This is a genomic window from Candidatus Jordarchaeum sp. (genome assembly GCF_052745115.1).
This window is the reverse complement of sequence record NZ_JBRAKS010000102.1, coordinates 1-11,814: the sequence shown is the minus strand read 5'-3', so window position 1 is coordinate 11,814 and position 11,814 is coordinate 1. Positions and strand designations below refer to the sequence as shown.

The following is an 11,814-nucleotide window of genomic DNA, read 5'->3' as shown; positions in this document are numbered from 1 at the left end:
AACGCTTCTTTCCGGGGAAACTTGTTGAGCAAAATACAAGCATATATTTCCCGTATACGGTAAAAAATGGCACCGAAAAAATAATAGCAGCCACACTAAATATGTTAAAACCCATTTTTCGCACATTTGTGAATTCTATAGTAGAGTTCGATGTTCTCTCAATTGTTTGAAGTTCTTTCTTGAGAATCATACTAATTATATTTGAGAAGCCCGCACAATGCCCGCCTTCCACTCCGGACGATAGATTCGCAAAATCTGCCTTTTTTTGAGACTTTCCCCTGTGTGATTCAAGCCTGTTTCCCGGCGTTTTCCAATTTAAAGCTATTAAAACCTTAAAAATTAATGAGAAACGCCTTTAAAACCATAAATTATTAGGATATAACCGAAGAAAAACGCAACAAAGATTCTGCGAATCTATAGCCGGAAAGGGTTCAACCATAAGAATAACCTCGCAGAATCTGCGAAAAATGGGTTAAAATATTTAATTGTTTGCGTATATCCGCTTAGAGAAAAAAGGTCGGGTATAATTAATTTCTTCCATATCCAAACAACTGTACTGAACGTTACTATATCATACAGCGGTGGAAGAACACTGATAAAAATTATTATAGCTTCTATAATTGAAAGGGCTGCGATGATCATTAGAATTATGGCTAGTGCAATTACGCCTCCCGGTCTGTAAACACCCATCTAATTATCACCCCCACTAATTTTTTGAAAAAATAACACTTATTTAATCATAAAAATGTTTCTAAAATGGCGTTTAATCCAATTAAGGCATTATAAGAAAAAATTTTAAAAAAATGGAAAATGGGGAATTAGGTTTTCATAGACATATTAACAAGTTCCATAAGATCCATTATTTGAATATCCATTTTGTTCTCTTCTTTCGCATCGCTAAGATTTCTGTAGCAGAAGGGACAGGCTGATGATAATATTTCGGCTCCAGTGTCCATTGCCTCCTTTAATCTTTCAGTGGCTGCAAATGATGCCAGCTCCTTGAAAGAGGATTTGACTCCTGCGCCAGCTCCGCAACACCAGGCGTTGTGCCTGTTTCGAGGCATCTCCACCAGCTCCAAGCCGGGAATACTCGCCAGAAGCTCCCGGGGTGGCTCATATATTCCCATGTGTCTGCCAATATGGCAGGGATCATGATAGGTTACCTTCTTGTCTACCGATTTTTCCAGAGTTAATTCTCCTTTTTTAATCATATCCAGCATATAGACTGGTGAGTGTACCACTTCGAATCCGTAGTCCAGATTGAACTTGTCTTTGTAGACTTCTTTGAGCATCCGGTAGCAACCCGAACAAGAAGTAATGACTAGTTCCGCACCAGTTTTTTCGATTTCCTTAATGTTATGCTCTGCACAATTCTTAGCAACATCTACTTGCCCGGTCCATATCAGGGGAGAGCCACAACACCACTCGTCCTGCATAACCGTGAAATCCTTTCCCAAATTCGAAAGAACATTAAAAGTGGAATTAGCAATTTTTGTCTGACGATAAGCGGAGGTACAACCCACAAAATATACTGTTTCCGCCTTCTCGGGAAGCTTTCCCTTCTTATCCCCGAGCCAGTTTAACCGATCAGCGTGTTTTTCAATGTAGGGATTATACTCTTCTACCACAGATTGGGCGAAGCGTTTCTGTTCCGGCATAGGTCCAAAACCCTCTTCCACCGCTTTCTCCCGGGCAGCAGCGAGCCACTCCAAAGCGTATGTGTGAATACCCTCCAGCTGACACTGCTGGGTGCAATTTCCGCACAGTGTGCAATGGTATAGTATCTCAGCCAAGGCATCACTCCACTTAATTTTCCCCGTGTTTAGACCCCACAACAGTAGGTTTTTCCCTCCCAGATAGTAGGACTCAAACTTTCTCAACTCACCACTAGGGCAGGAGCGAGCCAGATCCGCGTTCTGATAGGTGTATCGGCATTGTCCGCATTTTCCACAGCGGTAAACCTGGTCCTTATAGTATTCTAGTTCTTTGTATCTCTCAAGTGTTACTCTATCGGGAATTGTGACCTTCTCAGTTACCCCTCTCCCGGGAATATACTTTTTCATCACTCTTTCAAAAATTTCCCTTTCCTTAGGCTTGACCATTTCCATATCTATCCCTCTTCTTTTAGAGTCCTTGTCCGGGATTCATTATCCCGTTGGGGTCAATGAGTTTCTTAATTTTTTGCATAAGTTCCAGGGTGTTGGGATCCGCCTTCTCAAAGTTGCGAGCCTTGGCCCAGGGTGGTGGTTTGTATCTTATGAAGCTTCCCACCTTTCTTGCCTCCTCATCCATGTCCATGAGGCACTTTCTTACACTTTCAATCTCTTCGGGATCATTTTTGCTGAAGGAGATGTTCATTCGGCCAATCCAGTAGTGTCCACCGAACATTGCTCTGCCATAAAACTGGGGACGCCTACCATGACTTATCGCAGCTTTCCTCATCTTGTAGTACATATCAACCAAGTGCTTTGAGGAAACGTATCCCCCGGTCCATTCTCCGCCACCGCCCCTTGTGAAGTCCCAAACCGTGTAGAGCTGGATGGGTACACTTGTATAAGTTAGAAATTCTCCAATCTGGTTTTCGGCAAAAAGACCAATGGCGTCGCCGAAGCGTGTAGCCATTTCACCCTCCTCAGAGGCTATTTTCATGAGGGTTTCCTCCTTAGCATCAAGCTCTTTATCTGTTGCACCGGTAACGGTTACCAGTCCATAGAAATCGGGAAGACCAGCCTTTTCGGGCTCAGACGGAATATTTTCATTGTCACGAACGCCCTGTGTGGCAGTAAGCCACACAAAGTTTAGAAAACACATGTCCACAATTCCCAGACCAGCCTTTGCCAGCTTCTTAAAAATTTTTATCCCAGAATCCACGGTTTTTCCTAGAACAATGTAGTCTCTGCGGGGCAGATTTGGCCAAAGCTTGATTCCGGCTTTGGTGATTATTCCGGTTGTTCCCTCCCAACCAATAAATAAGCCTGCTAAGTCGGGGTATGGTTGTCGCCCATACCAGTAATCAGTAGACATGCAGGAGCCCACCCGCACCACTTTACCGTTAGGTAGAACCACTTCTAGGCCGTTGATGAATTCTGCTCCGGTCCCTCCAATCATTCCCAGGTCGAGCATACCGTAGCAAATGTATGCCGATATAACTCCGGTTCCCGGCGGCGACCAAGTTATTCCGGCTCTCAGATCCGGGTGGTTCTTTAACAAGTAGCCCTTCAGATCCCCCCAGGTGATTCCGCCCTCAATAACGGCGTACATGTCATCCTCGTTAACCTCAAGAACTTTATTCATTCTTCTCAAGTCTACCACTATTCCTCCCTCTCTTGGAATGCAAACTCCACCAATATTTATTCCCGAAATCCAAGGCACAACTGGCATTTTCTCCCGGTTAGCAAGCTCAATAATCCCTTTAACTTCTTCCGTATTTTCGGGCATCACCACAAAATCACATTTGCCGGGCTCTTCAGCTGTCACGAAGTCCCAGTGGTACAGAAATAGTTCCTCCGGTCTGTTGGAAACAAATCTCTCGCCTACGATTCCAGCTAACTCCTCGTGGAGCTTATCCACTTCAATTAATTTGGTCATGGTTTTCCTCCTTATACTTCTTGTCTTGAATGGATAAAACTTATATCTATGTTAATTGTTGCTTTATACCTTCTTTCTTATTCTTTTTTATTAAGGTTATGGTGGCTGACCTTCTTGGGGGGAAGAGTTTATATATTACAAATTGGAGTTAACGATTGTAAATTTAAGATTAAAAATAAAAAAACGCCCCAAAAACTGGAAAAGAAACATACCGAATCAGAAAAACAATTCCCAATTGATTGTAGAAAAATGCGGGGCGACATCTAGTGTTAAACTAACTTTTTAACACCCATAAAAGTTACAAAATAATTTATTGAAGGTGATAAACTGAGAAAGAAAATAGTGGTGGTTGGAGGAGGTTACGGAGGAACCGAAGTCTTAAGGCAACTGGTACTGAGAGGAGTGAGAAACACTGAAGTTGAATTAATTTCTAATAGGAAACATTTTGAAAACACCATAGGAGCCACAGAACTCATCAGTGAAAAAACAAAGATTGAAGAACTAACATACGACCTCAAAAATCTCTCAAATTACTGGCACTTTGACCTAACTGTCGGCCATGTGGATAGCATCGATTTGAAAGAAAAAAAATTGAAGGTGCAAAACAAGGAAAAGGATTACGACATTCTGGTTTTAGCGGCGGGTTCAGAAACCAACTTCTATAACGTGGGTGGAAAAGACTCAGCGATACCTGCTTACACCTTACCGGATTTTAAAGTCATAAACCAGAGATTAAAGCAATTAGATAATAATAAGTCGAACGTGGTAGTAGTTGGAGCGGGACTTGTAGGACTCGAAGTGGCAGCGGAAACCTTAGATCTTTTCCAGAACATGAATAAAAAGGTGAACGTTACTGTGATTGAAAAGGGGAATACTGTGCTTCCATTATACAATAATGGTACAGCCAAAAAGATTGCATTTGAACACTTCACCTCAAGAGGAGTAAAATTCATACTAGATAATGGAGTGAAAAGAATAGAAGAAGAGGGAGTTATCCTTGAGGACGGAAGCCGCGTTGACGCAGACTTAACAGTGTGGTCAGCAGGAATCAAAGTTTCTAAGCTCGGATCTAAAACCGTGGGTGCAACGATGGATAACGGATACATTGTTGCCGATGAAAAACTGATGATAAGAGGTGGGGAAGATTCCTTCGCAATTGGAGATATCTCCATGGTAAGAATTAACGGACAAACGGCTCAAAAAATGGCGGGTGAGGCACTAGTGCAAGCGGAAACCGTTGCCAAAAACATAAGCCTAATAGTTAACGGTAAAAAACCACAATTTAGTCACACCATATGTTACACGACAGATTTTCCGAAAGCTCTTCTTTCGATAGGCGAAGGAAAAGCAATACTAATATTTGGCCCACAAATAGTGAGCATGGGATACACGGAATACTTCTTAAAGAAAAGAATAGACTTTGACGAGATAATGGGAAGATTCCCAAAATAAAAAAACTCTGAATAAAAGGAGGTATAACATGAGCCATAAACAATCAGATCACCAGATGCCTAAAAAGGGTCAGCACACTCACGCTCATCACATAGAGGAGTTTCGGAGAAGATTCTGGATTTCTTTAGTGCTCACATTTCCTATTCTGCTTCTATCAGAAACCATACAGCTTTGGTTTGGTTACAGAATAGACATTCCCTACCAGAACGAAGTGTTGCTTGCTTTATCTGCTGTGATTTACTTTTATGGTGGATGGCTCTTCATTAAGGGAATGGTGAGAGAAGTAAAGGATCGGCAGCCGGGTATGATGACCCTCATAGCTACTGCCATTTCTGTGGCTTTCTTCTACTCTGCTGCGACAGTGTTTGTTAGACTTGGAACGGATTTCTTCTGGGAACTAGCTACACTTATAGATGTGATGCTTTTTGGACACTGGATAGAGTCTAGGAGTGTGTTGGGAGCCTCACGAGCATTAGAAGAGCTGGTCAAGATAATGCCCACTACAGCTCACCTTGTGAAAAATGGAGAAATTGTAGAAGTCCCGGTTTCGCGGATAAAGGCTGGTGACAAGGTTCTTGTTCGCCCCGGTGAAAAGATACCCTCTGATGGGGTAGTGATTGATGGAGAGTCCTTTGTCAATGAAGCTCTGCTAACTGGGGAGTCAAAACCGGTTCATAAAGAAAAGGAAGATAAGGTAATAGGAGGCTCCATAAATAGAGAGGGCAGTTTAACGGTAAGAATAGAAAAGACAGGCGAGGAAACCTACCTAGCATAGGTAATTAAACTTGTGAGACAGGCTCAGGAAAGCAGATCCAGAGCCCAAGATCTGGCAAACCGGGCAGCGGCTCTTCTGTTTTACGTTGCCCTCAGTGTTGGAATAATAACCTTTATAGTGTGGTTTATTCTCAGAGAGCCACTTCAGTTTGCCGTTGAAAGATCTGTGACTGTGATGGTTATAGCCTGTCCCCATGCACTTGGCCTAGCGATACCTTTAGTGGTTGCTCTTTCCACCTCCATTACAGCAAAAAGCGGCATTCTCATAAGGGATAGAAGAGCCTTTGAAGCAGCCCGGAAAGTGAATGTGATAATGTTTGACAAGACAGGCACATTGACCCTAGGCGAATTCGGTGTTAGCGATGTGGTTTCATTTGTTCCCGAAAATGAACTCTTACCTCTAACAGCGAGTGTGGAGTTAGATTCGGAGCATATAATCGCCAAGGCCATAGTGGAGTATGCTAAGGAAAAAGGTGTGGAAATACCTCAGGTACAGGATTTCAAGGCGATTCCCGGCAAGGGTGCCTATGGAAAGCTTAATGGTAAAGAGGTGTACGTGGGAAGCCCTAATCTGTTAAAAGAATTAAATATAGAAGTAAAAGATAAGAGAATAGAAAAACTTCAGAAACAGGGAAAAACAGTCGTCTTTACTGTTACCAATGGGGATCTTCTGGGTGCATTCGCACTCTCAGATACTATAAGGGAAGAGTCCTATGAAGCTGTTAAAAAGCTAAAGAGTATGGGAGCAAAGGTCTACATGCTCACCGGAGACTCCGAAGAGGTCGCGGAATGGGTGGCAAAGGAACTCGATATAGACGAATACTTTGCCCATGTTCTACCAGACCAGAAGGCCGAAAAAGTAGAGTACGTGAAGAAAAAAGGCAATAAGGTGGCCATGGTTGGAGATGGTATAAATGACGCTCCCGCCCTAGTTACTGCAGATGTGGGTATCGCCATAGGTGCAGGAACTGATGTGGCCGTTGAAAGTGCAGACATCATTCTTGTAAAAAACGATCCGAGAGATGTTACAAAGATGGTAGACCTCTCCAAGAAAACTTACTCAAAGATGGTTCAGAATCTATGGTGGGCAGCGGGTTACAACATCATCGCCATACCTCTCGCAGCCGGCCTCCTATACAGTTTCGGCATAGTCATAGCCCCCGCAATTGGAGCCCTTATCATGTCCATAAGCACCATTATAGTGGCCATAAATAGCCAAACCCTAAGAAAATACGAACCAAAAGAGGCGGAATTCAGGGAAAAGAAACACATCACCACTGATCCAGTCTGCGGAATGAAGGTTAAACCGGAAGAGGCTAAAGGCAAAGCGGAATATCAGGATCAGATTTTCTACTTCTGTTCAGAGGAACACGAGAAGGAATTCCTGAAAAATCCTGAAAAATACGTCTCCAAGATGAAGCAAGAGAAACCAGTGGAACATGAACTTCATCATCAATAACTTATTTTTTTAGAGTATAGACTGTTAATAATGTTTGTCATGTTTCAGCTTCCGACTTGGTAAGTATATTTTGAAAATGCCCTAAAGATAGCCTTTGAGCTTTAATATTTTTTAACATTTGCCAGACCCTGATTTGAAAACTTATGTGATTCTCAGGATTCATGCGATGAGAGATTTGACACTCCCCTCGACTAAAGTCGGGGGCTTTCTCGCCAAGGTTATGTAATCACTCCACACAGCAACTCATTTTGGTTATATCCCTTCTAAAGGATTGAGCCGCAATTTTTACTGCTTCAGATAATGTTGGAAAAATGTGTAGTACATTTATCACTTTATCAATGGTCATCCTGTTTTCAATTATCATAACACCCTCATGTATTAAGTCAGCCGCTCCAGCTGCAAGAATATGAACGCCTATTATCTCTTGGGTTTCGTTATCAATTACCATTTTTATTGCTCCTCGTATATCCTTTGTTGCCCTTGCCTTCGGTACCAGTTCCATAGGGATCGTGTGGCAATTACATTTTATCCGCTTTTTGACTGCTTGTTCATCTGTTAATCCTACTCCTGCGAGCTGGGGATCAGTGAAAACGGCTCGAGGGACAATTGTGTAATCCATTACTATCTTATTTTCAGATAGGGCATTGTTAGCTGCAATCATCCCTTCTCTGGCTGCGACGGCTTCAAGCATAGGTTCCCCGGTTACGTCTCCCGCAGCCCAAACATTTTCCCCTGCCTGCATTTCCTCGTCAACAATAACTTCACCAACCCTGCCTAGTCTAATTCCCAATTTTTCCAAACCCAAATTAGAAGTATTTGGTCTTCTTCCAGTTGCAACGAGTAGCTGTTCCGCGGTGTATGTTTCTTCCTTCCCTTTAAGAGTTGCTTTTACAATTTTTTCTCTTCCCTTTTGAGTCACTTTTTTAACTTCAGCTCCTGTAATTATTTTGATTCCCTCATTTTCTAAGTATTCTTGTAGCAGATTGGTGAGTTCTGGTTCTTCTATTTGAACAATTCTATCCATTTGTTCAAGCACACAGACCTTGGTGCCGAGTCTTGAAAAAATCTGGGCAAACTCTATGCCTAATGGGCCGCCTCCAAGGATAATCATAGAATCGGGTAATTCTTTGAGGTGTAGCGCTTCTTTGTTGGTCAGAAAATCAACTTCATTGACTCCTTCAATTGGGGGTAAAAATGTTGAGGAACCCGTGGCAATAACGAATTTGTTCGCTTCGTAAATCTCTCCTATAGCTTGAATTCTAGTTTTTGATATAAAGTTAGCATCGCCCTCCACGTACTCAACGTTGGGCATCTCTCCCAACACTTTTTCGTATTTTTCCTCTCTGAACTCCTTCACAAGCTCATCTTTTTCTTCCATTATGGTTTTGAAATCAAAAGAAACAGATGCTCTCAGCCCGTTCAGATTGTGTGCTTTCATTTTGTGAATGAGTTCCCCAACATATAGTAAGTGCTTAGTGGGCAAGCAACCCACATTCACACACGTTCCTCCGATTCCAACAACGTTATTATTTACAATTAATGTCTTAGCTTCAAATTCGTTTGATTTCATCGCGGCGGCAAATCCTGCAGATCCTCCACCCAAAATTATTAAATCAAAATCTTCCAAATTAAAACCTCCTTTTTTGGGCTTATTACATAAAAATACATTATTCTAAACAGTTATATTGGGTTTCAGAGTATTTATCACCTATTTTTCTTTCCAAATTTTTCTTTTTGCGTTAAATCTTTCAATTCCTCTATGCTAAGTTCTTTCGGTTCTTTTATAGATAATTTTTTCAATTCTTCAAAATCGTACTCTTCTATTTCTCCCGTTTCTTTAAGTTTTGGAGCGCATACCTCACAGTCCTTACCTTTGTCCTTATCATTAACCATAAACTTCTCCTCCAGATATTTAATCTCTACCTTTCACAATAATTAAATGTTTATAAATATTTTCAAATTCCTATAAAAGATATAAAAAACAAGAAATACTCATTTAGGCTTTAACAAACCAAAAGGTCTCTAAAAATAAATCTTTTACTTAGAGAACTGGCGTCATAAAATTATTACCTGTACTATTTCTAAACTTATTTAGAAATGTTGATGAGTGATATAAAAAAGTTTACAAGCGTTTCATAAACGGCGGATTTGCCTATATTTTTGAATGATTTTTAGGACTCAAATTAAGATTATTATTTGTTTTGCAAATTAGAAACCAAAAACCTTATATCGGGCTCACACCCCTTTGTTATATCATCAATTGCATTTATCAAACCAAGCAATTTGAATGAACGGAGCATAACTTCCAGACTACAACAGAGGGACTACCCAAAATATGCAAACTGCCATTACGGACAATAACCTTTTATTTTATCACCTAGCTCTCACAAACAGGCAGGAATTATGGTATGGCTTCTTTTTTTGGCGTACTCACCTATCGAGAGATAGCTGGTTTTTAGGATTTTCCGTTTTTCTCTCTTTATTTGGTACGTTGTACGGATTGCTGAGGGAATTGTGGGTCTCTAATAAGTGAGGGGGGATCAGTATGGCTTTGCCTGTGAGTATTTCGGTTATAGTTTTGTTAGTGGTATTTGTTTTGATTGCGGTTAGGAAGATAGGTAACATTAGACTTAAGATTTGGCAGATTATGCTTGGTGGGGCGGTGGCTGTTTTACTAACTCAGGAAATTTCTTTGCCAAAAGCTGTTGAATCTATAAATATTGATGTGATGCTGTTTTTGTTTGGAATGTTTGTGGTGGGGGATGCTTTGTATGCGAGCGGCTATCTTTTCCATTTATCTCATGGCTTGTTTAAAAGGGCTAAGAATGTAGATTATTTGATTCTGCTGATCTTGTTCAGTATGGGTATATTTTCTGCTTTTCTTATGAATGACACACTGGCAATCATTGGCACCCCGTTGGTTTTGCATTTTGCCAAGAAGTACGGAATTTCTACTAAGCTTTTACTCCTTTCTTTGGCTTTTGCTGTGACCGTAGGGAGCGTGATGAGTCCTATAGGTAATCCTCAAAATCTTTTAATCGCCATCGGGGACAATATTAAAAATCCTTTCGTTGAGTTTTTCAGATATCTCACCATTCCTACAATCATTAATCTTTTTATTACTTATATTGTGTTAAAAATGTTTTATAGAGATCAATTTGGGAAAAAATTGGAAGACCAGAATCAAGATCCTATAAGTGATCCGAGGCTGGCAATGCTTTCTAAAATTTCTCTGATTTTAATCGTCATCATGATAATTGTAAAAATTTCATTGGTGTTTTTGGGGTCACCAATTGAGTTTAGATTAACTTATATCGCTTTGATATCTGCGGCTCCGATTTTAATCTTTAGTAGAAGGAGATTTGAGGTGTTAAAGAATATTGATTGGTATACCTTGATCTTCTTTGCGTCAATGTTTGTTTTAATGGAGAGCGTTTGGGACTCTGGGTTTTTCCAGTCCTTTATAGGGTTCAATCCGAGCATAACTCAGATTCCAACCATACTGGTGACCAGTGTTCTCACCAGTCAGCTGATTTCCAACGTGCCCTTCGTAGCTCTTTACCTGCCAATGTTAGACTATTATAATGTTTTTCTGGGTCAGATGCTAAATTTGCCTTTTATTTCCCTCTTTCCGCAGCTCTTGGAAAACTTTGGCGGAGTCTCCACTATCCAGTTAGTAGCCTTGGCCGCCGGAAGCACCATTGCTGGAAACTTATTCATTCTGGGGGCTGCAAGTAACGTAATAATCATCCAGAACGCGGAAAAAAATGGAGAAACATTAACCTTTTTCGAATTTGCCAAAGTAGGATTACCACTCACTATTCTAAATATTATAGTTTATTGGATTTTCTTAACAATTTTTTAAACAATCAAAATACAGAGTTAAATCAAGGTTAACTTATAGCCAATCTAGACTGCGGTTTTATGCTTGAAACTGTAATAATTTGGTTCCTACTTTTTATAGGTTCAAGATTTCCTAGAGCAAAATTATTTTGTTAACAGTTCCTTAAAAAAATCTGTCGCGCCTTTCTTAGAATTAAGATTTATAAGCAGGAAAATTATCGTATAAAAAGAGGTGTGTAAAATGTTATCTCAAATGCCAATAGATATCAATAAAGTAAAAATAGAAGACGTTGATAAGGAGATACTGAGAGTCGGGATGATAGCCGAATTGGATGCAGTAAGTCTTTACGAGCAATTGGCAGCCATGACTAAAAACAAACTCATCAAGAAAGTTCTTTTAGATATAGCGAAAGAAGAAAAAACACATGTGGGAGAGTTTCTGGAACTTTTACTAATGGAGGACAAGGAACAGGTGCAAGAACTAGAAAGCGGCAAAGAAGAAGTCAAAGAGCTATCAGAAGAATAAGAACATATAAAAAAGGCATCAAAGTTATAATTTTATTCACCTTTATTTTTTTAAGATGATATATAGGCTGACTAACACTTTTTGAAGTATATTCCATTTTTTACCGTATACGGGAAATATATGCTTGTGTTTTGCTCAACAAGTTTCCCCGAAAAGAAGCGTTTTTTAAGCC

9 protein-coding genes and 1 pseudogene are annotated in these 11,814 nt (G+C 40.4%); 5 read left to right on the top strand and 5 right to left on the bottom strand.

Annotated elements, in window-relative coordinates; all coding sequences use genetic code 11:
* Positions 1-414: 414 nt before the first annotated feature.
* From ACUVXA_RS09030 to ACUVXA_RS09020, 3 genes are all read right to left on the bottom strand, one after another.
* Entirely contained in the window at positions 415-690 is a 276-nt protein-coding gene (locus ACUVXA_RS09030; protein WP_445870923.1) for a hypothetical protein, read from the bottom strand.
* A gap of 128 nt (positions 691-818) precedes the next feature.
* Positions 819-2,108: a (Fe-S)-binding protein gene (locus tag ACUVXA_RS09025; RefSeq protein ID WP_445870922.1), complete on the bottom strand. Its 1,290-nt coding sequence runs from the start codon at positions 2,106-2,108 to the stop codon at positions 819-821.
* Between the two features lie 16 nt (positions 2,109-2,124).
* Positions 2,125-3,588: an FAD-binding oxidoreductase gene (locus ACUVXA_RS09020; RefSeq protein ID WP_445870921.1), complete on the bottom strand. Its 1,464-nt coding sequence runs from the start codon at positions 3,586-3,588 to the stop codon at positions 2,125-2,127.
* A 342-nt stretch (positions 3,589-3,930) separates the two neighbouring features.
* Here ACUVXA_RS09020 and ACUVXA_RS09015 point away from each other — a divergent pair, with 342 nt between their 5' ends.
* The 3 genes and pseudogenes from ACUVXA_RS09015 to ACUVXA_RS09005 all read left to right on the top strand — a co-directional run bounded on the left by ACUVXA_RS09015 (position 3,931) and on the right by ACUVXA_RS09005 (position 7,273).
* Complete coding sequence (locus tag ACUVXA_RS09015; protein WP_445870920.1) at positions 3,931-5,040, top strand: NAD(P)/FAD-dependent oxidoreductase; 1,110 nt, start codon at positions 3,931-3,933, stop codon at positions 5,038-5,040.
* A gap of 28 nt (positions 5,041-5,068) precedes the next feature.
* Positions 5,069-7,030: pseudogene (locus ACUVXA_RS09010) on the top strand (heavy metal translocating P-type ATPase); the annotation flags it as partial.
* Positions 7,016-7,273: a YHS domain-containing protein gene (locus ACUVXA_RS09005; RefSeq protein WP_445870925.1), complete on the top strand. Its 258-nt coding sequence runs from the start codon at positions 7,016-7,018 to the stop codon at positions 7,271-7,273. The pseudogene ACUVXA_RS09010 and the gene ACUVXA_RS09005, both read left to right, overlap by 15 nt.
* 226 nt (positions 7,274-7,499) lie before the next feature.
* On the opposite strand, the gene merA is transcribed toward ACUVXA_RS09005, so the two are convergent.
* Together merA and ACUVXA_RS08995 are read right to left on the bottom strand one after the other, a co-directional pair.
* Positions 7,500-8,900: a mercury(II) reductase gene (gene merA, locus ACUVXA_RS09000; RefSeq protein WP_445870919.1), complete on the bottom strand. Its 1,401-nt coding sequence runs from the start codon at positions 8,898-8,900 to the stop codon at positions 7,500-7,502.
* 77 nt (positions 8,901-8,977) lie between these two features.
* Positions 8,978-9,166, bottom strand: coding sequence for a hypothetical protein (locus tag ACUVXA_RS08995; protein ID WP_445870918.1), 189 nt, complete (start codon positions 9,164-9,166; stop codon positions 8,978-8,980).
* Positions 9,167-9,830: 664 nt separating this feature from the next.
* Here ACUVXA_RS08995 and ACUVXA_RS08990 point away from each other — a divergent pair.
* Together ACUVXA_RS08990 and ACUVXA_RS08985 are read left to right on the top strand one after the other, a co-directional pair.
* On the top strand, positions 9,831-11,138 hold the full coding sequence (locus ACUVXA_RS08990; RefSeq protein WP_445870924.1) for an anion transporter: 1,308 nt from the start codon (positions 9,831-9,833) through the stop codon (positions 11,136-11,138).
* 219 nt (positions 11,139-11,357) lie between these two features.
* Positions 11,358-11,642, top strand: a complete 285-nt coding sequence (locus ACUVXA_RS08985; RefSeq protein ID WP_445870917.1) for a ferritin family protein — start codon at positions 11,358-11,360, stop codon at positions 11,640-11,642.
* Positions 11,643-11,814 lie beyond the last annotated feature (172 nt).

Excerpts from the sequence above, each read along its gene's own strand:
- ACUVXA_RS09025 (WP_445870922.1), bottom strand. The coding sequence starts at position 2,108 with ATGGAAATGGTCAAGCCTAAGGAAAGGGAAATTTTTGAAAGAGTGATG.
- ACUVXA_RS09030 (WP_445870923.1), bottom strand. The coding sequence starts at position 690 with ATGGGTGTTTACAGACCGGGAGGCGTAATTGCACTAGCCATAATTCTA.
- ACUVXA_RS08985 (WP_445870917.1), top strand. The coding sequence starts at position 11,358 with ATGTTATCTCAAATGCCAATAGATATCAATAAAGTAAAAATAGAAGAC.
- ACUVXA_RS08995 (WP_445870918.1), bottom strand. The coding sequence starts at position 9,166 with ATGGTTAATGATAAGGACAAAGGTAAGGACTGTGAGGTATGCGCTCCA.
- ACUVXA_RS09020 (WP_445870921.1), bottom strand. The coding sequence starts at position 3,588 with ATGACCAAATTAATTGAAGTGGATAAGCTCCACGAGGAGTTAGCTGGA.